Annotated in this window: 21 protein-coding genes; 12 read left to right on the forward strand and 9 right to left on the reverse strand. The window is 54.2% G+C overall.

Annotated features, from left to right (window positions below):
* Positions 1–54: 54 nt before the first annotated feature.
* A complete protein-coding gene (locus tag ACJ9N4_RS13930; RefSeq protein ID WP_182919206.1) occupies positions 55–1,158 on the forward strand; it encodes a glycosyltransferase family 4 protein in 1,104 nt (367 codons plus the stop codon).
* Here ACJ9N4_RS13930 and ACJ9N4_RS13935 read toward each other — a convergent pair.
* The 5 genes from ACJ9N4_RS13935 to rfaD are packed head-to-tail and all read right to left on the reverse strand — an operon-like array spanning position 1,137 to position 6,320.
* The gene (locus ACJ9N4_RS13935; protein WP_182273104.1) at positions 1,137–2,246 is read right to left on the reverse strand and encodes a glycosyltransferase family 4 protein; all 1,110 of its coding nucleotides are present in this window, start codon (positions 2,244–2,246) and stop codon (positions 1,137–1,139) included. The genes ACJ9N4_RS13930 and ACJ9N4_RS13935 overlap by 22 nt on opposite strands.
* Positions 2,243–3,346, reverse strand: coding sequence for a putative lipopolysaccharide heptosyltransferase III (gene rfaQ / locus ACJ9N4_RS13940; protein ID WP_182273103.1), 1,104 nt, complete (start codon positions 3,344–3,346; stop codon positions 2,243–2,245). The genes ACJ9N4_RS13935 and rfaQ overlap by 4 nt, the downstream gene beginning before the upstream one ends.
* Positions 3,339–4,325 (reverse strand): lipopolysaccharide heptosyltransferase RfaC, encoded by a 987-nt coding sequence (gene rfaC, locus ACJ9N4_RS13945; RefSeq protein WP_411500568.1) that lies wholly within the window; start codon positions 4,323–4,325, stop codon positions 3,339–3,341. The genes rfaQ and rfaC overlap by 8 nt, the downstream gene beginning before the upstream one ends.
* Before the next feature lie 3 nt (positions 4,326–4,328).
* A complete protein-coding gene (gene rfaF, locus ACJ9N4_RS13950) occupies positions 4,329–5,375 on the reverse strand; it encodes an ADP-heptose--LPS heptosyltransferase RfaF (RefSeq protein ID WP_182919210.1) in 1,047 nt (348 codons plus the stop codon).
* A 12-nt stretch (positions 5,376–5,387) separates the two neighbouring features.
* Positions 5,388–6,320 carry an ADP-glyceromanno-heptose 6-epimerase gene (gene rfaD, locus ACJ9N4_RS13955; RefSeq protein ID WP_411500569.1) on the reverse strand — a complete coding sequence of 311 codons (933 nt, stop codon included), beginning with the start codon at positions 6,318–6,320 and terminating at the stop codon, positions 5,388–5,390.
* A 340-nt stretch (positions 6,321–6,660) separates the two neighbouring features.
* Between rfaD and kbl the strand changes: the two genes are divergently transcribed.
* From kbl to ACJ9N4_RS13985, 6 genes are all read left to right on the forward strand, one after another.
* Positions 6,661–7,857 carry a glycine C-acetyltransferase gene (gene kbl, locus ACJ9N4_RS13960; protein ID WP_182273099.1) on the forward strand — a complete coding sequence of 399 codons (1,197 nt, stop codon included), beginning with the start codon at positions 6,661–6,663 and terminating at the stop codon, positions 7,855–7,857.
* A 9-nt stretch (positions 7,858–7,866) separates the two neighbouring features.
* Positions 7,867–8,892 (forward strand): L-threonine 3-dehydrogenase, encoded by a 1,026-nt coding sequence (gene tdh / locus ACJ9N4_RS13965; RefSeq protein WP_182273098.1) that lies wholly within the window; start codon positions 7,867–7,869, stop codon positions 8,890–8,892.
* 178 nt (positions 8,893–9,070) lie between these two features.
* Positions 9,071–10,651, forward strand: coding sequence for a phosphoethanolamine transferase (locus tag ACJ9N4_RS13970; RefSeq protein ID WP_182919211.1), 1,581 nt, complete (start codon positions 9,071–9,073; stop codon positions 10,649–10,651).
* A 65-nt stretch (positions 10,652–10,716) separates the two neighbouring features.
* Positions 10,717–11,979: an O-antigen ligase family protein gene (locus tag ACJ9N4_RS13975; protein ID WP_411500570.1), complete on the forward strand. Its 1,263-nt coding sequence runs from the start codon at positions 10,717–10,719 to the stop codon at positions 11,977–11,979.
* A 71-nt stretch (positions 11,980–12,050) separates the two neighbouring features.
* Positions 12,051–12,899 (forward strand): glycosyltransferase, encoded by an 849-nt coding sequence (locus ACJ9N4_RS13980; protein WP_182919212.1) that lies wholly within the window; start codon positions 12,051–12,053, stop codon positions 12,897–12,899.
* Between the two features lie 15 nt (positions 12,900–12,914).
* A complete protein-coding gene (locus tag ACJ9N4_RS13985) occupies positions 12,915–13,829 on the forward strand; it encodes a capsular polysaccharide synthesis protein (RefSeq protein WP_232105438.1) in 915 nt (304 codons plus the stop codon).
* A gap of 33 nt (positions 13,830–13,862) precedes the next feature.
* Here the strand turns inward: ACJ9N4_RS13985 and ACJ9N4_RS13990 are convergent, their stop codons facing one another.
* From ACJ9N4_RS13990 to gpmM, 3 genes are read right to left on the reverse strand one after another with little or no spacing between them, the layout of a single operon-like run.
* Positions 13,863–14,795, reverse strand: coding sequence for a divergent polysaccharide deacetylase family protein (locus ACJ9N4_RS13990; RefSeq protein WP_182919213.1), 933 nt, complete (start codon positions 14,793–14,795; stop codon positions 13,863–13,865).
* A gap of 3 nt (positions 14,796–14,798) precedes the next feature.
* Positions 14,799–16,058 (reverse strand): murein hydrolase activator EnvC, encoded by a 1,260-nt coding sequence (gene envC / locus ACJ9N4_RS13995; protein ID WP_230857881.1) that lies wholly within the window; start codon positions 16,056–16,058, stop codon positions 14,799–14,801.
* 33 nt (positions 16,059–16,091) lie between these two features.
* Positions 16,092–17,636: a 2,3-bisphosphoglycerate-independent phosphoglycerate mutase gene (gene gpmM / locus ACJ9N4_RS14000; protein WP_182273093.1), complete on the reverse strand. Its 1,545-nt coding sequence runs from the start codon at positions 17,634–17,636 to the stop codon at positions 16,092–16,094.
* Positions 17,637–17,884: 248 nt separating this feature from the next.
* Between gpmM and ACJ9N4_RS14005 the strand changes: the two genes are divergently transcribed.
* The 5 genes from ACJ9N4_RS14005 to cysE all read left to right on the forward strand — a co-directional run bounded on the left by ACJ9N4_RS14005 (position 17,885) and on the right by cysE (position 20,998).
* The gene (locus ACJ9N4_RS14005; protein ID WP_196390670.1) at positions 17,885–18,316 is read left to right on the forward strand and encodes a rhodanese-like domain-containing protein; all 432 of its coding nucleotides are present in this window, start codon (positions 17,885–17,887) and stop codon (positions 18,314–18,316) included.
* An 11-nt stretch (positions 18,317–18,327) separates the two neighbouring features.
* Positions 18,328–18,579, forward strand: coding sequence for a glutaredoxin 3 (gene grxC / locus ACJ9N4_RS14010; protein ID WP_014068373.1), 252 nt, complete (start codon positions 18,328–18,330; stop codon positions 18,577–18,579).
* A 32-nt stretch (positions 18,580–18,611) separates the two neighbouring features.
* A complete protein-coding gene (gene secB, locus ACJ9N4_RS14015; protein ID WP_003860835.1) occupies positions 18,612–19,079 on the forward strand; it encodes a protein-export chaperone SecB in 468 nt (155 codons plus the stop codon).
* Positions 19,079–20,098 carry an NAD(P)H-dependent glycerol-3-phosphate dehydrogenase gene (gene gpsA / locus ACJ9N4_RS14020; protein ID WP_182273091.1) on the forward strand — a complete coding sequence of 340 codons (1,020 nt, stop codon included), beginning with the start codon at positions 19,079–19,081 and terminating at the stop codon, positions 20,096–20,098. Before secB ends, gpsA begins: the two co-directional genes overlap by 1 nt.
* A gap of 78 nt (positions 20,099–20,176) precedes the next feature.
* Positions 20,177–20,998 carry a serine O-acetyltransferase gene (cysE, locus tag ACJ9N4_RS14025; RefSeq protein WP_182273090.1) on the forward strand — a complete coding sequence of 274 codons (822 nt, stop codon included), beginning with the start codon at positions 20,177–20,179 and terminating at the stop codon, positions 20,996–20,998.
* A 54-nt stretch (positions 20,999–21,052) separates the two neighbouring features.
* On the opposite strand, the gene trmL is transcribed toward cysE, so the two are convergent.
* A complete protein-coding gene (gene trmL, locus ACJ9N4_RS14030; RefSeq protein WP_182273089.1) occupies positions 21,053–21,526 on the reverse strand; it encodes a tRNA (uridine(34)/cytosine(34)/5-carboxymethylaminomethyluridine(34)-2'-O)-methyltransferase TrmL in 474 nt (157 codons plus the stop codon).
* Positions 21,527–21,557 lie beyond the last annotated feature (31 nt).

Below are 21,557 nucleotides of genomic sequence, written 5' to 3' on the forward strand. Positions count from 1 at the left end.
TCCCGTCAGGCGGCAAATTAGCGTCACGCTGGCGAGATTCTTAACAGGAAATGTATGCATATTGTTCACACTGAAGCAGACGGCGGCAAAGGCGGACAGCCTCTGCGCATTATTAACGAATCGCTAGGGATGATTCAGCGTGGCCATCAGGTGACCATTCTTTGTCCGGAAACCGCGCCGCTGCATGCGCTGGCGCGTGATGCCGGGTTAACGGTTGTCACTATGCCGTTAAAGCGTAAGAACCTTAAAAACCTGCAGTTGCTGCGCCGCTGGCTGAAGGCTAACCGTCAGTCCATTGATGTCATCAATAGCCATAACTCTGCCGATACCTGGCTGGTGGCACTGGCGAACCTGACGCTCGCAAACCCGGTGCCGCTGGTGCGTACCCGCCATGCCTCAGGCGTGCCGCGTAATAACTGGACCACCCGCTGGCTGTTTCGCACCGCCTGCGCGCATATCGTAACGACTGGCGAAGCGCTGCGTCACCAGGTGGCGAATATTGGCGTACCGATGTCCCAGAGCACGTCGGTGCCAAGCGGCGTGGATACGCAGCGTTTCCGTCCGGGGGATAAGCACGAGGCGCGTGCGCACTGTGGGCTATCGCAGGATGACTTCTGGCTTGGCGTGGTATCGCACCTGCGTCCGAACAAAGGACACAGCGTTTTGCTGCGCGCGCTGGCGAAGATCGACAACCCGCACCTCAAACTGGCGATTGTCGGTGAAGGGCCGCATAAAGCGACGCTGGAGCAGGAGATTGTGGGTCTGGGGTTGCAGCAGCGCGTGGTGATGGCGGGGCATCGCAGCGACCCTGAACGCTGGTTCCCGGCCTTTGATATTGCGCTCAGCCCGTCTCACGATATGGAAGGTGTGCCGCAGGGCGTGCTGCAATCATTAGCCTCCCGCATTGCCACTATTGCCACTGACGCAGGTGGTACGGGAGATGCGGTGATTAATGGTCAGACGGGGATTTTGATCGCACAGCGCGATGAAAACGCGCTGTGCGATGCAATTGTGAAGCTCTGTGACGATGCCACCCTCCGCGAGACGCTGGCGCAGCAGGGGTATGATTACCTGAGCACCCACTTTACCCGCGAATGTATGCTGGACGCGATGGAGAAGGTTTTCTCCGATGCGGCTCAGCGCAGTAAATCGCGATAAAGCGCCTGCAGCTCTTTGGCCATTCTGTCCAGGGTATACGGTTCCGCTGTTGCGCGTGCGGCAGCGGAATAATCGACACCCTGATTGCGGCCTTTTAGCCATTGAGTGATGGCCTGCTGGTAACCTTCGCTATCCAGCGCGTCGCATACCCAGCCGTTTTTGCCCTCTTCAATCCACTCTGCAGCACCACAGCCGTGGCTGGTAAGCAGCGGCAGACCGCAGGCCAGCGCTTCCACGCAGACATTCGGGAACGGGTCGTAGAGCGTCGGCAGGATCAGGGCATCAGCCGTGCCGTAGACCTCACGGACATCTGCCACCGGGCCGAGGAAACGCACCCGTGACGCCACGCCCAGCGTTCGGGCGAGCTTTTCAAACTTACGCGCATGCTTATCGCGTCCGGCAACCAGCAGCCAGACGTCAGGATGAGGCACGATGGCGCGTAGCGCAGTGGCCACACCTTTACGGCTAAAGCCGGAGCCGACATACGCCAGAACCGGCGCATGCTGCGGGATACCGAGCGTATCGCGCTGCGACAGCGCGCGGACATCCGGGCTGAAATGCGCAGTATCCACGCCGTTGTATATCACCGTCAGCTTGTCATCCGACAGGGCAAAACGACGGGCGATATCATCGCGCACCATTTTCGAATTACAGATCACCTTGCGCAGCTGCGGATGGGTAAACATCTGTGCTTCCGCCTGCAAAATATAGCGGTGATAGCGGCTCAGCGACTGCGCCCAGCGCGCCAGTGGCGACAGAATGCGGCCATACTGCTCAAGCCAGGTGGCGTGAACGCCATCGCCTGCGCGGAAGATGGTTGCTCCCGGGATGCGCTCGTGGCTTTGCACAATATCGAACTGTGCGAAATGCGCGGCGGCTTCGGCGGCAAAACCAGATTCCCGCGCGATGCGGTTACGAAACGGTGGGTTCACCGTCAGCGTTTTCCAGCCGGAAGCATCTTCCCACTGGCGGGCGATCAGCGTGACGTCGAGCGACGTGTCCTGTGCCAGTACGTTCAGCGCACGGGAGACAAAACGCTCCGCACCACCGTTGGGGTTGTAAGTCTGTCGGACTATCGCCAGCTTCATGCAGGATTTTCCAGGAGCATTGTGTCGATGGCGCTCAGCACCTGCTGCGGCGTGATGGCCGTGATGCAGTCAGAGACACCGCCGTCGCCGCAACCCGCTTTACCGCACGGCTGGCAGGTAAACCCGGCAACGATCACGCGATAATTAACGCCCCACGGTGCCCATTTAATGGCTCCGGTTGGGCCGAAGATGGCAACGGTCGGCGTACCGACGGCACTCGCGAGGTGCATTGGCATGGAGTCCACGCCGAAGTAAACCCGCGCGTGTTTCATCAGTGCGCCCAGCTCTTTGAGATTCAGCTGACCGCTTAAATCAAACACCGGCTGGGTGAGTGCGGCACGCAACTCATCCATGTAGGCCTTCTCGTCTTTTGACGGTGCAGCGGAGAGGATAATCGGCAGGCCGCGAGCCGCCAGGTTATCGATGGTGGCCGCCAGCTTTTTGATATCCCAGGCCTTAAACATCCAGCGCGACGTTGGATGCACCAGAATATAGGATTTACTCTGGAGCCCGAATCCGGCCAGTTTTTCGGCGACAGACGCTTCCGCCGCGTCGCCCGGTACAAACAGGGTGTGCTTATCTTCATCGGACTGGGGGTGAATGCCGATCCGGCGCAGGGCATCCAGGTTCACCTCGACCATATGGCGGCTGTTGTCCTGAATCGCCGGGTAGAGCGTGGTGAAGGATTTCACCCAGCGACGGCGTGCCAGGCCACCGCGTTTATCAGGCCGAAAGCCCACGGAGACGCGCGGTTTCAGGCGACGCGCCAGACGTGCGCCGTGCCAGTGTTCGGTCAGGTTAATCAGTACATCGTACTGACGGCCTTTCAGGGTACTCAGCAGCGCACGGTAGAGACGGAATTGTTCAAACCAGCCCTTTTTACGCCAGTTGCGCCCAATGGTATGCACCTGGTCGATATGCGGGTGGCTGGTCAGCATCGCCTGCGTGTCGTCATAGACCAGCGCGTCAACTTCCACGTCCGGCCAGTTCTTTTTCAGCACGGTAAACACCGGCGAGGTAAGCAGAACGTCACCGTGGTGACGCAATTTAATGATCAGCACGCGCTTTGGTGGGCGCTCCGCTGAGAAAAAATCAGACATAGGCTCTCTCTGCTGCCAGCAAAGGCTCTAATTGCGCAAATACCGCAGCGGCACTGAGGTCGCTCAGCTGCGATGAATGTTCCGGGCGGCAGACATATTGATTTTTTCCGTAGCCGCCGATAAGACCCGGGTCCGTTGGGCCGTAAAGCGTAATATTAGGTCTGTCCAGCGCGGCCGTCAGGTGGCTTAAGCCCGTATCGACGGAAACCACTGCCGCGGCACCTGCCAGCTCTTGTGCCACGCCATCCAGCTTCATGCGCGGCAGAACGTCCACGTAATCAAACCCGTCTGCCAGGCGTCTGGCTCGTGCCTCTTCGTGCGGTGCACCCCACGGCAGTTTGATGCGCAGTCCCGCGTTGCCAAGCAGGCCAATCAGTTCGCGCCAGTGTGCTTCCGGCCAGTGTTTATCGTCCCGGGTGGTCGCGTGGAGAAAAATCAGATACGGCGCGTTGTCAGGCAGCGAACCGTGAAGAAAATGCTGAGAAATGGCGTAATCGCCCTGCATGTGTGGTTTCGCATAGCCGAGGCTTTTGGCAAACAGCTCGCGGGTGCGTTCCACGGCGTGCTGCTGTTTAGCAATATGGTGCCGACGGTTATAGAACAGGCTCGCCAGCGGCTCGCGGGCGGTTTGCCAGTCCATGCCGTGCTTTACGCCGCGCGCCAGACGCGTCACCAGCGCGGCGCTTTTGACCAGCCCCTGCGCGTCAATGATGGCATCGTAATGCTGAGCCTGTACCGCATCGCGGAAGGCTTTACGTTCAGCTTTAATCGGTGCGGAGAACCATGCTTTGCGCCAGCGGCGGATAGCCACCGGGATCACTCGGTCGACCGCTTCATGCCAGGTGGGGATCTGCGCGAAGCCTTCTTCCACCACCCAGTCAAAACGAATGCCGGGAATGGCCTGCATGGCATCCGTCAGCGAGGGCAGCGTATGCAGCACATCACCCATCGAAGAGGTTTTAACGATCAATACCCGCATTCGTTATCCTTCTTCGCTCAACAGCAGGTCGTTGAGTTCTTCCAGAACGCGTTGCGGCGTAATGTCGATCAGACTCTGGTGATAACCTTCAGCTGCATCGCCTTTACGCACTTTATGGTAGCCAGTGATCAGGCGAATGACGCGCGCTTTATTCGACAGCGGCGGCGTAAAGTCCGGGCTACTTGGGCCGTACAGCGCAACCAGCGGGCGGTTTAGCGCGGCGGCAACGTGCATCAGGCCGGAGTCGTTGGTGACCACGGCTTTACAGGCGGCAATCAGGATCACCGCTTGCTCCAGCTGGGTTTCCCCCGCCAGATTGCGGCACCAGGCTTGTTGTTCGGTACTGAGTGCGGCAAGGATTTCGTTGCCCGCCTCGTGGTCTTTCGCCGAACCGAACAGCACAATCTGGTAGCCTTCGTCGATCAGCTGCTTCGCCAGTTCGGCGTAGTGATAGTGCGGCCAGCGTTTTGCCGGGCCGAACTCTGCGCCAGGGCAGAAACCGATCATTGGGCGTTCAGACGAAATGCCAAATGCATTACAGGTCTGGGATTTCTCACCCTCGTGAACCTGTAGCTGCGGCCACAGAAGCGGCTGCGGCAGGTCTTTCGCGCTGCGCATCACGCCTTTGTCGTAGGCCAGCGCCACGTAGCGTTCCACCATCAGCGGCCAGGCGGCTTTATCCAGCACGCGCGCGTCGTTCAGCAGGCCGTAACGCATTTCACCGCGCCAGCCAGTGCGATGCGGTACGCCGGCAAAGAAGGGCACTAAGGCCGATTTGAAGGAGTTAGGCAGCACGTAAGCGCGGTCGTAGCGCTTGTCACGCAGGCTATGGCCGAGCTTGCGGCGTTCGCCGATTTCCAGCGCCCCGTGGCCGAGCGGCATCGGGATCGCCTCATTCACTTCCGGCATCCGCGATAAAAGCGGACGGCACCACGCGGGTGCCATCACGTCGATTATCGCCTGGGGATAGCGCGCCTTGAGCGTGCGATAGAGACTTTGCGACATCATCATGTCGCCCACCCAGGACGGGCCAACCACCAGTATTCTCATCGGTTGCTTGCCTTACACGTTGCGGTTCAGCCAGGCCATATATTCCGTTACGCCTTCGGCAACGGTCTTGAACGGCTTGTCGTAGCCCGCAGCACGCAGGTTGGTCAGATCGGCCTGCGTGAATGCCTGGTAGCGGCCTTTCAGTTTATCCGGGAATGGAATGTACTCAATGCTGCCTTTCTTGTGGTATGCCAGCGTTGCGTCAGCCACCGCCTGGAAGGATTCCGCGCGGCCTGTGCCCAGGTTGAAGATGCCGGAGACGCCGTTTTCCCAGAACCACAGGTTCACGGCGGCAACGTCACCGACGTAGACGAAGTCACGCTTAAAGCTGTCGCTGCCTTCGAACAGTTTCGGACTTTCGCCATTATTCAGCTGGGTGTTCAGGTGGAATGCCACGCTTGCCATGCTGCCTTTGTGACCTTCACGCGGCCCGTAAACGTTGAAGTAACGGAAGCCGACAATCTGGGAGTTCGCTTCTGGCAGCACCTGACGCACGTACTCGTCGAACAGGAATTTAGAGTAACCGTAGACGTTCAGCGGTTGTTCATATTCGCGGGATTCGATGAAGTCAGAGGTACGACCGCCATAAGTTGCCGCAGAAGAGGCGTACAGGAACGGAATTTCACGCTCCAGGCAGTAGTGCAGGATCTCTTTGGAGTACTGATAGTTGTTGTCCATCATGTACTTGCCATCCCACTCGGTGGTGGAAGAGCATGCACCTTCATGGAAGATAGCTTCGATCTCGCCGAACTCTTCACCTGCCATAATCTGGATAAGGAAGTCTTCTTTATCCATGTAGTCAGCAATGTTCAGATCCACCAGGTTTACAAATTTGGTGCCGTCTTTCAGGTTGTCCACCACCAGGATGTCGGTGATGCCTTTGTCATTGAGAGCCTTAACAATATTGCTGCCGATAAAGCCCGCGCCGCCGGTAACGATAATCATAACTGTAACCTTTGAAGTGTGGAGTCCGGGGACAATCCCGGACGCTAATGTTTCTATCATATCATTAGTATGGCGACCCTACAGCCATTCACCGACATACACTTCATCCTTCACGCCGCCTCGGCGTTGGCTGCGTTCAGAAACCCCGGTCACATAGTTATCTATGCTCCCGGGGATTTCTTCTCTTGCCGCCTTGATGCAACGTGAATGATTTTGTGTATGTGTAAAAAGACTACACGTGATTTATGCTGCAAAAACGAGAAGAGATAATGTGTCATCTCGTCATGAACTATAGGTTTGGGTAATATGTGCCGAAATTTGCCGAGTCTGGAGAATTGCAATGCGTGGTGATTTTTACAAACAGTTAAACAACGACCTGGACACCGCACGTGCGGAAGGGTTGTTCAAGGAAGAGCGGATTATCACGTCTGCTCAGCAGGCGGACATCACTGTTGCCGATGGCAGCCATGTGATCAACTTTTGTGCGAACAACTACTTAGGTCTTGCGAATCACCCTGAGCTGATTGCCGCTGCCAAAAACGGTATGGACACCCACGGTTTTGGTATGGCCTCCGTGCGCTTTATTTGCGGTACGCAGGACAGCCACAAGCAGCTTGAGAAAAAGCTGGCGAATTTCTTAGGTATGGAAGATGCCATTCTGTACTCCTCCTGCTTCGACGCCAACGGCGGTCTGTTTGAGACCCTGCTCGGCGCAGAAGATGCGATTATCTCCGACGCCCTGAACCACGCCTCCATCATCGACGGCGTGCGTCTGTGTAAAGCGAAGCGCTTCCGCTATGCCAACAACGATATGGCTGAGCTGGAAGCACGTCTGAAAGAAGCGCGTGAAGCCGGTGCTCGTCATGTTCTGATTGCCACCGACGGCGTGTTCTCGATGGACGGCGTGATTGCCAACCTGAAAGGCGTATGCGATCTGGCCGATAAATACGATGCGCTGGTGATGGTCGATGATTCTCACGCTGTGGGCTTTGTTGGCGAAAATGGCCGTGGTTCCCACGAATACTGTGACGTGATGGGCCGTGTGGACATCATCACCGGTACGTTGGGCAAAGCGCTCGGCGGCGCGTCTGGTGGCTATACCGCCGCGCGCAAAGAGGTAGTTGAGTGGCTGCGCCAGCGCTCCCGTCCGTACCTGTTCTCCAACTCCCTGGCTCCGGCCATCGTTTCCGCCTCCATCAAAGTGCTGGAGATGGTGGAGTCAGGCGCTGAGCTGCGCGACCGTCTGTGGTCAAACGCGCGTCTGTTCCGTGAAAAAATGAGCGCCGCAGGTTTTACCCTGGCCGGTGCTGACCACGCGATCATTCCGGTGATGCTGGGCGATGCAGTGGTAGCGCAGAACTTTGCCCGCGAGCTGCAGAAAGAAGGGATTTACGTTACCGGGTTCTTCTTCCCGGTGGTACCAAAAGGTCAGGCGCGTATCCGCACCCAGATGTCTGCGGCGCATTCGCCTGAACAAATTGAACGTGCGGTGGAAGCCTTTACCCGCATCGGCAAACAGCTGGGCGTAATTGCCTGAGGACGTGTGATGAAAGCGTTATCCAAACTGAAAGCGGAAGAAGGGATTTGGATGACCGACGTGCCGGAGCCGGAAGTCGGTCATAACGATCTGCTGATCAAAATTCGTAAAACCGCCATTTGCGGCACTGACGTTCATATCTACAACTGGGATCAGTGGTCACAGAAAACCATTCCGGTACCCATGGTGGTTGGTCACGAATATGTCGGCGAAGTGGTCGGTATTGGCCAGGAAGTGAAAGGTTTTAAAATTGGCGACCGCGTCTCCGGTGAAGGCCATATTACCTGCGGCCACTGCCGTAACTGCCGTGGCGGACGCACGCACCTGTGCCGTAACACCATCGGCGTGGGCGTCAACCGTCCTGGCTGCTTCGCGGAATATCTGGTGATCCCGGCATTCAACGCGTTCAAAATCCCGGACAACATTTCTGACGATCTGGCGTCCATCTTTGACCCGTTTGGTAACGCGGTACACACGGCTCTCTCCTTCGATCTGGTCGGCGAAGACGTGCTGGTTTCCGGCGCAGGCCCAATTGGTATTATGGCAGCAGCGGTCGCGAAGCACGTGGGCGCGCGTAATGTTGTGATTACTGATGTGAATGAATACCGTCTGTCCCTGGCGCGCAAAATGGGCGTAACCCGCGCGGTCGATGTCTCTAGAGAAAGCCTGAGTGATGTAATGGAAGAGTTGGGCATGACCGAAGGTTTTGACGTTGGTCTGGAGATGTCCGGCGCGCCACCGGCGTTCCGCACCATGCTCGATACCATGAACCACGGTGGCCGTATTGCGATGCTGGGTATCCCACCGTCAGATATGTCCATCGACTGGAATAAAGTCATCTTTAAGGGGCTGTTCATCAAAGGTATCTATGGCCGTGAGATGTTCGAAACCTGGTACAAGATGGCCGCGCTGATCCAGTCCGGCCTGGATCTGTCGCCGATTATTACTCATCGTTTCTCCATCGATGAGTTCCAGAAAGGCTTTGACGCGATGCGTTCCGGTCAGTCCGGGAAAGTTATCCTGAACTGGGATTAAACCTGCCTCCAGGCACCCGCGCCGACGGGTGCCTTTACGCTTTTTAGCGGTTTGACTTTCCAGGGGTTACTTGTTAACTTCTGGCGAATTTTTCTCCATTTTGTCTTCTCCGCACGTTCATTCTTGCAGTCATAATGATTACGTCAGGAAAGATTTTTGTCAGTCTAATCAGGTCATTATGTCCACACTGTTTTCGCAAAAGTTGGTTGATACCCCTTCAAGGCTTGCCGCTTTTTTTACTGTGGTAATTTCCCTGCTAATAATCATTGGTGTTAATATTATTAACGCCAAATATAATGCGGTGATTAACCGAACGCTGGTATTTCTGCTGATATTACTGACGCTCAAATGTCTTAATAACAAATTAATCAGAAATATACTGGCGGCTGTTTTACTCATTCCGATCGCAGCGGATATTACGCTGCAGTTATATGCATGGAATAATTTCGACTCAGCGTTTAGTTATGGATTTGCGTTAAGTGTGCTCAATACCACGCCGGGTGAAGCCAGTTCGATGCTCGGGTTGTACTGGCGTGACTGCCTGACGTTTGTCGCGCTGTCCGCGCTGTTTATTTATACCGCGAATACAGGAATGTGGCCTGTTGCACCCCGTTTTCGTCGCTGGCCTGCTATTGCGCTGGCCGTGACGTTGCTTGCTTTTTATGGCCAGGCGCTGCAGCACCAACTCAGGAAAAGCAGCGTTGAGAGCCTGGCGCAGCGTGTGGTTCAGGCGACGCCTGTCAGCACGGCAAAAGTCTTTATGCAGGCGATTGAAGATAACGCGGTGGTGGCCAATATCGGCAACAATATTCCTGATTACAAACTCACCCTGTCGGATACCGGTATCGACAACTATGTGCTGATCATCGGTGAGTCCGAGCGTACGGCAAATATGGGTATCTATGGTTATCAACGCGATACCACACCTGAGTTGGTGAAATACCAGTCGCAGCTTTTACTGTTCCGCAATGCCGTAACGCCTGCCCCTGTCACGATCATGGCGGTGCCATTAGCCATGACGGCGGATACGGTAGGTGCGCGCGATCCCCGTAATTATGGCGATAACGTCATTAATATCGCCAATAAAGCAGGGTATGACACCTACTGGTTTAGCCGTCAGGGCAAAGGCGGTGCGCATAATAACGTTATCACCGGTATTGCCATGAATACCAAACAGCATGAGTGGGTGGAAGGGGGATACGATGAAGACCTGCTGCCCTTGCTGGGCGATGCACTGAAGAAACCGGGCAAAAAAATCATCGTATTGCATTTAAATGGTAGCCATGAACCGGCCTGCCGACGTTTCCCGGCTAATCAGGCGGTGTTAACCGGAGGGAGCGAGGCTGATGATTGCTATGACAACTCCGTGCGGTACACAGATACGGTGATGGGCAAAGTGTTTAACATGCTGGAAAGCTCACGTTCATCGGTAATGTATTTCTCCGATCATGGCCTGATTCGCGACCCGCAGCGTGCAGTGGTTTACTCCCACGGGAATGTCAATCCGCCGAGAGAGGCTCTGCATATTCCCGTGTTTATCTGGTATGGGCATCAGGTTGATTCTGCTCATAAATATACCGGAGACTACAATACCGTCTGGTCGGCTGATGATGTTAATACCCTCGCGGAACTGTGGCTTGGGATCCATCGCCAGGGAGAGCCTGTTCACACTGTACAGTCCTGGCTTGCCGGTTATGATAAAAATGTGTCCGTGCTGGACACGACAGGTAAGTCCTATGAGTGGCGCAATATTCGTTAACACAGACGCGATAAACTTGTTTTTAGCGGTGTGTTAGCCTGCGATGTCTTCTGGTAAATGGAATCATGATGATTAGTGTAAAACGAGATAAGGTCCAGTTTGCGTTATTGCAATTACTCTTTGGACTGTGCGTGATAGCTTTCGGCTGTGTTGTCGTTTCTCCCAATCTTTCTGCCAAAATTTTGGGTGTGGCAGGTATTACTGCGCTAGTGATTTTCCTGCTGGATCTCAGGAACTTCAAAAAGAATGATGCATTTTGGCTCTGTCTTGTGCTGCTGGTCATCGGCATCTGCGATCTGGTGTGGTATCGGATGTATAAGGTGGATAACAGCACGGCGATAAACTCATATCGGGCATACCTTGAAGTGGGGAAAATATTGCTGTTTGGTGCGTTCTCTATCTTCGTCTTTGTGAACAGACATCAGATAAAAATAGGCAACAATACAATTCATATGTTGCTGGCCATTGCCTTACAGATAATGATTGTTATCTATGCAGGTTATCAGTACCTCTTCCTTAAAGACGCAAGGGTGGCGCTGTCTCTGGCTGGAGGGGCTGATGCGACAGGGGCCGCCTATACAATTGCTTTCATCTCCTTCTATACCATACTGGTTCTGCAGCACAGCTCATCCAGATGGAAAGAGTTTTTCATCCTGGGCCATTTTTTCGTGACCTTCCTGGTGTTAGTCGCGACAGAAACACGGGCCGCTATTTTGACCTATCCCATTATTTTCTTTGGTCTGCTGGTGGTTAAACTCTATAAGGAAAAGCATATTCCCTGGAAAGGTGTCGCTGTTTTTCTGATCGCATTACTGGCGGGTGCGTTTATGATGAAAAATAGTTTGCAACAACGATATAACGACCTCAACAGCGATATCGTGGCCTATGATAAGAACAACAGCGTAACGTCTGTAGGGGCGCGTTTTGCCATGTGGAAAACAGGGCTTGCAGCTGCTAAAGATAACTACCTGTGGCAGTCAACTGATGAACGTAATGCAAAAATAGTGGCTGAAGTAAAACGTGATCCGAGTCTGAGTGGTGCGCTGGATCATATGCAAGGCCATCTACATAATGAAGTGGTAGAAACACTGTCCTTAAAAGGCCCGTCAGGATTAATTCTGTATATTCTGTTTGTGATATCACTTGGCTGGTATGCATTGCGGAAACAAAAAAGCATTATTCTTTTCGCGTTCCTGGTCTCGATAATTATGTTCGGGCTGAGCGGTGTGATGCTTTATTCAAAAACAACACCTGTTGCCTGGATGCTTACACTGATAATGTCGATTGTTTTCCTGGAACAGAACAAACACCGCACGGTCATTAAGTAACCATTTTGATTCTCCACCGGGAAAAAGGTATTCTCCTGGTGGAGAAATGTCATTTACCAGACGAGCACGCCATGAACGAACTGATTTCAGTAATCATCACCACTTACAACAGAGAGGACTTACTGGAACGTGCCATTCGTTCAGTTATTGCTCAGACGTACTCTGCGGTAGAATTGGTTATTGTTGATGATTGTTCTGACGAAAAAACTGCGCAGCTCATCGAGCAGATGAGAGCGGAGTGTGACGCGCGTTTTGTCCATTTCACCTATGAACGTAATGAAAAGAACAGCGGTTCTAACTTCAGCCGGAACCGGGGTTATGCGCTCTCGCACGGGGTGTTTGTAACGGGTCTGGATGATGATGACTATTTCCTGCCAGAACGCCTGACAAAGCTCGCCGAGCGCTACGATGACAACTATGCCTTCGTGACGGATACCCCTGCCAGACTGGACAAAACCCACCGTACCTACCCGGACACAGATGATAAAAGAATCATCGAGTTACAGGATATTCTGTGTGAAAACGTGGTGGGTAATCAGGTACTGACGACCAAAGAAAAGCTGTTAGGTGTGGGCGGGTTTTCCCCTGAGATCAAACAGCAACAGGATCGTGATGTCTGGATTAAATTGATCCTTAAATATGGCCCTGGTATTAAATACAGTTTCAGTACGGCAATGGTGGATGCTGAACACGGCAGTAACCGAATTACGTCGCAAATTAAAAAGTATAATGCGTACCGTAAGCTCTATTTTAAATATCGTCAGCATATGTCTGAAGTTACGCGCAGTAATAACCTTTTTCAGCTCATGTCGTTCCGGGGGTTTAAATCGACGCGCATGAACTGCTTATTACGCGGGCATAAAAAAGACGCCAAGTTAAAAATGAAACTGTTTCGCCGTACGTTAAAAGAGCTGTTCTGAGTTTGATAAGGTGAAATGATGAATCTCAATGTAACGAATAAGCTCATCAAGAAAACCCGTCGCTGGCACAAAAAAACGGGTTTTTCTCTTTTTCAGCGTGCGGCCAGCCATTTTGAGCAGAAGAAAAAAGAGACGATTTTTAGCGTTATTGACGATCTGAAGGTCCAGCCTGATGCTGCAGACGCAGCGGAACCGGCGCAATCGCGTATTATCTGGATCTGTTGGTTCCAGGGGCTTGATAGCGCACCCGGGCTGGTGAAGCGTTGCATTGCTTCCGTGCAGCGTAATGCGCCAGAAGCGCAGGTCATTATCCTGACGGATGAGAACATCCCTGACTATCTCACCCTCCCGGAACATATCAAAACCAAATACCAGGCCGGGCTTATCAGTAAGGCGCAATATTCCGATATTGTTCGTTGTTCATTACTGTATCAGTACGGGGGGATCTGGATGGATGCCACCGTATTTATGACGAAGCCGGTACCGGAGTCGTTCTATGAAAATGCCTTCTCATCACTGCGTTTTGATTCACCTGAAAATGCGCTGAGTCAGGGTTACTGGACGGCCTATTTTCTTGCTGCCCGGAAGGGGAATTCGCTGGTGAAGCTGGTTCGGGATATCCTGTATCGCTACTGGCAGCACCACAATTCTCTGATTGAATACTTCCTCATTGATTACAGCTTCTTGTATGCACGTGAGAGGTATCCGCAGCTTCGCCAGGTGATGGATCGACAGCCGGTCACCGGGAATAACCGCTTTTTGATCCGCCAGTACATCTCGGCTAAACCCGACAGGGCGGCAATGGTGGTGCTGAATAATGATCCTGTAGGCATTTATAAGCTTTCGCACAAAGAACAATACCGCACTTCGGACAACGGTCAGCCAACGGTTTATAGCCAGATCCTGGACGGTTCCTTCCATCCTGAGTGACAAAAAAGCCACCTTAACGGTGGCTTGTTGCTATCAGGGTTTTTTACCCCATCCCTGCCATTGATGCTGGACGTATTTCACCAGCGTGCTTTCACTGATGCTTTCGCCAATAACGGAGAAGAAACGGGTCGCGTAGACTGGTTCAGGCGGTTTTTTCGGCAAGCAGCTCTTCACACCACGGAACGGGTTACGTGGTGCTGTGGGGACGGGTTGCCCCAGATTCGGCGTCGACGTATCAACCTGCGGTTCATTCAGCAGATCGCCCGGACGCACCAGGGTGATATCGGACGGCAGGGTTGGCAACATTTGTTGCAGAACGCGAACGGTAGACGGATGCGGGTGGCCGATGGCAATTGCCGAGCCATTGCGCCGGGCCAGTTGCACGGCACGATTGAACTGCATGCGGATGTCCGCTTCGTTCTGGGTATCATCCAGGAACACCTTGCGCTTAATCACCTTCACGCCTGTCCCCTGCGCGGCACGCATGGCCTGGCTGTTGCCGATGGTCATACTGTCCAGGAAATAGAGGTTATAGCGCTCCAGCGCCTGCATCACTTTCAACATGCCAAACAGGCTGGATGTCATCGCGCTGCCCATGTGGTTGTTCAGGCCCACGGCATACGGAACTTTATTGTAAGCGTCGCGGATGATGCGATCGATTTCATCGCTGCTCATCTCCGGGCGCAGGGTGTCTTTTTCCAGCGGTTGTTTGCTGAGCGGAGCCATTGGCAGATGGATAAGCACCTGATGGCCGCTGTTGTGGGCTTTGGTCGCCATCTCACGCGCATGTGGTGCATTAGGGAGAACGGCGACAGAGATGGCTGACGGCATCGCCAGCACCTGGTTTTCTGTTTGCGGACGATAACCGAAGTCATCAATCACAATGGCGAGTTTACCCGCGTATACCGGTGCAGCCAGCGCCAGTGCGCTGGCGACGGAGAGCATAATTCGACGAAATTGAAGCAAAGCTTATCTTCCCAACCACGGTTGTGGATTGACCGCCTGACCCTGACGACGAATTTCGAAATAGAGTGACGGGCGGCCCTGACCGCCACTGCTGCCCACAAGGGCGATGGGTTGGCCGGCGCGTACCTGAGTGCCCACGCTGACCAGTGCACTCTGGTTGTAACCGTAAAGACTCATATCACCTTTACCGTGCTCAACCACCACCACAAGCCCGTAGCCCTGCAGCCAGTCGGCCAGGATCACGCGGCCATCGGCGATGGCTTTCACTTCGCTACCTTCAGACGCACCGATAACTATCCCTTTCCAACGTAGTTCACCCTGCAGCTGTTCGCCATAACGATGCAGAATAGAACCGCGAACGGGCCAGAAAGCCTGACCATTAGGTGAGCCCAGGCCGCCGGTACGCGACATCAGGGAACGTTCGCTTTCACTTGGTTTGTAGGTGGTCCCTTTGCGGGAGGCTTCCTGCTGTTTGTCGCGAACAGCCTGTGCATCACGGGCTTCTTTTTCGGCGCGCGCTTTGGCCGCCGCTTCCGCACGCGCAATGCTGTTGCGCAGCCTGGATTCGTTGGCGCGCATTTCGCTTAACTGGCTCTGGCCTTCCTGAATGGAGGACTCCAGGCCGGAAAGCGTTTTCTTACGCTCGTTACGTGCCTGCTCAAGCTTCGCCTGCTGCGCCTGTTGATCGTAGAGCAGCGTCTGCTGCTGGCTCTGCTTCTCTTCCAGCTCGGCTTTTTGGGTGGTGACTTCTTCGCGGGTCTGTTTCAGCTGCGCGATCGTCTCCTGACGCGCCTGGTTCAGATAACCAAAGTAAGCCTGCAAACGCTGGCCGCGCTGGCTCTCTTCGCCGCTCAGGATTAACTGCAGACCGGTGTGTTCACCCTGGCGGAAAGCGGCATCAAGCTGCGCGGCAAGATTGCGTTCCTGCGCATCACGCTGGCGTTCCAGTTTGGCAATCGACGCGTTCATATCGTCGATCTGTTTATTCAACTGGGCGAGCGTGTTCTGCGTTTCACGGAGCTTACGCGCGGCGGCGGAGATGGCCTCTTCCTGCTGCTTAAGCTGCGCAAGGAGTGAGGAGCGCTGCTGCTGCTGCTGGCGTACCGCCCGCTCTTTGGCGGCGATATCGGCCTGAATGGATTTTAGCTGGTCGCGATCGTCCGCGTGGGCGGATGCGGCGCACAGCAATACGCCAGCGCTGAGTGCGCTGGCGTAAAGCAAAGGCCTGACTGATAACCTAAGCGGCTTCACGGCCCATGTGATTGAAAAAATCGCCTTTCCCCTCATGGGGATCGATTATTTCACGATGAACAGCGGCTTGCCAGTCATCTCTTCAGGGATTTCCATACCCATCAGCGTCAACATAGTTGGCGCGATGTCGGAAAGCTTGCCGCCTTCCACCGCTTTCAGGGCTTTATCACCCACATAAATCAGCGGAACAGGCAGGTTGGTATGGGCAGTGTGTGCCTGACCGGTTGCCGGGTCGCGCATCTGTTCGGCGTTACCGTGGTCAGCGGTGATCAGCAGCTGGCCGCCAACGGATTCAACCGCTTTTGCTACCTGCTCAACACAGTGATCCAGCGCTTCAACGGCTTTAACTGCGGCTTCCATCACGCCGGTATGACCAACCATATCGCCATTCGGATAGTTACAGATGATGGTGTCATACTTGCCGCTTTCGATTGCCGCCACCAGTTTTTCGGTCAGCTCGGCAGAGCTCATTTCTGGCTGCAGATCGTAGGTCGCCACTTTTGGAGAGTTAATCAGAATGCGATCTTCGCCTTTGAACGGCTCTTCTACACCGCCGTTAAAGAAGAAGGTGACGTGCGCGTATTTCTCGGTTTCGGAAATACGCAGCTGCGTTTTATCGTTCTTCGCCATCCATTCGCCGAAGGTGTTTGCCAGCGACGCGGGTGGGTAAGCGCACGGAGCTTTAATGTCTGCTGCGTATTCAGTCAGCTGGATGAAGTCGAGTTTCACCACTTTTTTACGGGTGAAACCGTCGAAATCGCTATTTACGAATGCGCGGGTGATTTCACGCGCGCGGTCAGCACGGAAGTTCATGAAGATCAGCGCATCGCCATCTTCCATTGCGGCATCGGCCTGACCTTCAGCACGAATAACGGTCGCTTTCACGAATTCGTCGTTTTCATCACGTGCGTAAGCCGCTTCCAGACCTGCAACGGCAGTCGCAAACTGGAATTCACCTTTTGCCAGCGTCATCAGGTCATAGGCCTGTTCAACGCGATCCCAGCGGTTGTCGCGATCCATTGCGTAGTAGCGGCCAATGATGGACGCCACACGGCCTTTACCCAGTGCAGCAAACTTATCTTCGAAGGCTTTCAGTGAACCTTCTGCGCTACGTGGTGGCGTATCGCGGCCATCCAGGAATGCATGCAAATAGATTTTTTCAGCACCGCGTTCTGCTGCCAGCTCAACCATTGCCATGATGTGATCTTCGTGGCTGTGAACGCCGCCAGCGGAGAGCAAGCCCATGATGTGTACAGCTTTACCCGCAGTAACGGCTTTATCCACTGCACCAGACAGCACCGGGTTGGCGAAGAACGCTCGTTCTTTGATTTCAACGTCCAGACGGGTCAGATCCTGATAGACGATACGACCTGCGCCCAGGTTAACGTGACCGACTTCGGAGTTACCCATCTGGCGATCCGGCAGACCCACTTCCAGGCCCGACGCATCAATCAGGGTATGGGGACGTTTTGCCCACAGTGCATCCATGACCGGGGTTTTGGCGTTGAAAATGGCGTTATCCTGCTGATCTTCGCGGTAGCCATAGCCATCCAGAATCACCAGTACCATAGGTTTTTTAGAAACCGACATTGCGACAACCTCATGCTCAAGAGACAAAAAATTTGCGTAATTTTACTACAGCTGAATCGATAAAATAGCCGCAGAAGATCAAAGAATGCGTAGGGGCAAGGCAGTTCCCCGGTTATTTTGAGGCTTTTTTTTCGTGGCATGCCGCAGAAAATGGATTAGCTTATTGTCGCTGGCTGTATTTGCCACAACGCACAGGTATACTCCTGTCCTGGTTTTTTTAATCACTTAGTCGGGAGTTGTTACCCCCCATGCAAGAAATTATGCAATTTGTTAGCCGCCACCCGGTTCTGAGCATCGCGTGGATTGGCCTGCTGGCCGCTGTCCTGTTCACCACCTTTAAGGGGCTGACGTCTAAAATTAAGGTGATCACCCGTGGTGAAGCGACGCGTATGATCAACAAAGAAGAGGCGGTGATTGTCGATCTGCGTCAGCGTGACGATTTCCGCAAAGGTCACATTGCAGGTGCTATCAACCTGCTGCCTGCTGAAATCAAAGCGAACAACATCGGTGAGCTGGATAAGCATAAAGCCCAGCCAATTATCGTTGTGGACGGTACCGGTATGCAGGCGCAGGAATCTGCCAGCGCGCTCCATAAAGCAGGCTTCGAAAACGTCTCTGTACTGAAAGAAGGCATTTCCGGCTGGAGCGGGGAAAACCTTCCTCTGGTTCGCGGTAAATAAGGAGTTCAGTGATGGCCAATATTGAGATCTACACCAAAGCGACCTGCCCGTTCTGCCACCGTGCGAAAGCACTGCTGAACAGCAAAGGCGTAACGTTCCAGGAATTGCCGATCGATGGTGACGCAACAAAACGCGAAGAGATGATTCAACGTAGTGGTCGCACGACGGTTCCGCAGATTTTTATTGATGCGCAGCACATTGGCGGCTGTGATGACTTGTATGCGCTCGACGCGCGTGGTGGACTCGATCCCCTGCTGCGCTAAGAGACTTTAGGACAATTAAAAAGGGTTTTTCCATGTCAGAACAAAACAACACCGAAATGACTTTCCAGATCCAGCGCATCTACACCAAGGATGTCTCTTTCGAAGCGCCAAATGCGCCACACGTTTTCCAGAAAGATTGGCAGCCAGAGGTTAAACTTGATCTTGATACCGCATCCACTCAGCTGGCGGATGATGTGTACGAAGTCGTACTGCGTGTGACCGTTACTGCTTCTCTGGGCGAAGAAACTGCATTCCTGTGCGAAGTACAACAGGGTGGCATCTTCTCCATCGGTGGCATCGAAGGTAACCAGATGGCGCATTGCCTGGGTGCATACTGCCCGAACATCCTGTTCCCGTATGCGCGTGAATGCATCACCAGCCTGGTTTCTCGCGGTACTTTCCCGCAACTGAACCTGGCACCTGTAAACTTTGATGCGCTGTTCATGAACTATCTGCAGCAGCAGGCTGGCGAAGGTGCTGAACAACATCAGGATGCCTGATGAGCACTGTTAATGCGTCAATGACTGTGATCGGTGCCGGTTCATACGGCACCGCTCTTGCCATCACGCTGGCAAGAAATGGTCACGACGTGGTCCTGTGGGGCCACGACCCTAAACATGTCGCGACGTTGCAACACGACCGCTGCAACGTGGCGTTTCTCCCGGACGTTCCGTTCCCTGACTCTCTGCACCTGGAAAGCGACCTTGCGACCGCGCTGGCGGCCAGTCGCAATATTCTGATTGTGGTGCCGAGCCATGTGTTTGGCGAAGTCCTGCGTCAGATTAAGCCGCTGATGCGCCCGGATGCGCGCATTGTGTGGGCGACGAAAGGGCTGGAAGCCGAAACGGGACGCCTGTTGCAGGACGTTGCTCGTGAAGCGCTGGGCGATGCCATTCCGCTGGCCGTTATTTCCGGACCGACGTTTGCTAAAGAGCTGGCTGCCGGCCTGCCGACGGCAATCTCGCTGGCATCAACCGACCCGACTTTCTCTGACGATCTTCAGCATCTGCTGCACTGCGGCAAGAGCTTCCGTGTCTACAGCAACCCCGATTTTATCGGTGTGCAGTTGGGCGGTGCGGTGAAGAACGTGATTGCTATTGGTGCCGGGATGTCAGACGGTATTGGTTTTGGCGCGAATGCACGTACGGCGCTGATCACCCGTGGGTTGACCGAGATGTCCCGTCTTGGTGCGGCGCTGGGCGCTGACCCGGCCACCTTTATGGGGATGGCTGGTCTGGGCGATTTGGTGCTGACCTGTACCGACAACCAGTCGCGTAACCGCCGTTTTGGCATGATGCTCGGACAGGGCATGGATGTGAAAGGCGCGCAGGAGAAGATTGGTCAGGTGGTTGAAGGCTACCGCAATACCAAAGAAGTCCGCGAATTGGCACACCGTTTTGGTGTCGAAATGCCAATAACCGAGGAAATTTATCAGGTATTGTATTGCGGAAAAAATGCGCGCGAGGCAGCATTGACCTTATTAGGTCGTGCGCGCAAGGACGAGCGCAGCAGCAACTAGTCGCAGGGATCCTTGTTAGCTATATGACCCAGCCAGCGCAGAACTGGCTGGTCATTAACATATCGTCTGGAGTATGCAATGCCGTGTGAAGAACTGGATATCGTCTGGAACAATATTAAAGCCGAAGCCCGGGCTTTGGCCGACTGCGAGCCTATGCTGGCCAGCTTCTATCACGCGACGCTACTCAAGCACGAAAACCTCGGCAGCGCCCTGAGCTATATGCTCGCCAACAAACTGGCTTCCTCCATCATGCCTGCTATCGCTATTCGTGAAGTGGTGGAAGAGGCCTACGCCGCAGACCCTGAAATGATCGCCTCCGCTGCCTGCGATATTCAGGCCGTGCGCACGCGTGACCCGGCAGTGGATAAATACTCCACGCCGCTGCTGTATCTGAAAGGTTTCCACGCCTTACAGGCTTATCGCATCGGCCACTGGCTGTGGAACGAAGGCCGCCGCGCGCTGGCTATCTTCCTGCAAAACCAGGTTTCCGTCACCTTCCAGGTGGATATTCACCCTGCAGCGAAAATTGGCCGTGGGATCATGCTCGACCACGCCACCGGTATTGTGGTCGGTGAAACGGCGGTGATTGAAGATGACGTCTCAATTCTGCAGTCGGTCACGTTGGGCGGTACCGGTAAAACCAGCGGCGATCGTCATCCGAAAATTCGTGAAGGGGTGATGATTGGTGCGGGGGCGAAAATCCTCGGCAATATCGAAGTCGGACGCGGCGCGAAGATCGGCGCGGGTTCCGTGGTACTGCAGCCCGTTCCACCGCACACGACTGTCGCGGGTGTACCGGCGCGTATTGTCGGCAAGCCAGACAGCGATAAACCGTCGATGGATATGGATCAGCACTTCAATGGTATTCGCCATACCTTTGAATACGGCGACGGTATTTGAGAACACGCCTGAGGCGCTGCAATCGTATCGATTAACGCAGCGCCACCCGAGAAATTAGCTGCGTAGTACCGCGCCAGGGTAACCCAACTGACGCCATGCTTCATACACGACGACCGACACCGCATTTGACAGGTTCATACTGCGGCTGTCCGGCATCATCGGGATCCGGATTTTTTGTTCCGCGGGCAGGGCGTCCAGAATGGTTGCTGGCAGACCACGGGTTTCCGGGCCAAACATCAGATAATCACCGTCCTGATAGCTTACGGCGCTGTGTGCTGGCGTGCCTTTAGTGGTCAGGGCGAACATGCGCTGCGGTTTCTCTGCTTCCAGAAATGCGGCGTAATCGTGATGACGAACCACGGCAGTAAATTCATGATAATCCAGCCCCGCGCGGCGCAGACGTTTGTCGTCCCACGCAAACCCCATCGGCTCGATGATATGCAGGCGAAACCCGGTGTTGGCGCACAGGCGAATGATATTGCCGGTGTTCGGTGGAATTTCTGGTTCGAATAAAACGATGTTAAGCATGCTGCCCCCTTAATTGCGCGGGCAGCATAGC

Source organism: Enterobacter sp. LM3 (assembly GCF_046622475.1).
GTDB lineage: Bacteria > Pseudomonadota > Gammaproteobacteria > Enterobacterales > Enterobacteriaceae > Enterobacter > Enterobacter cloacae_P.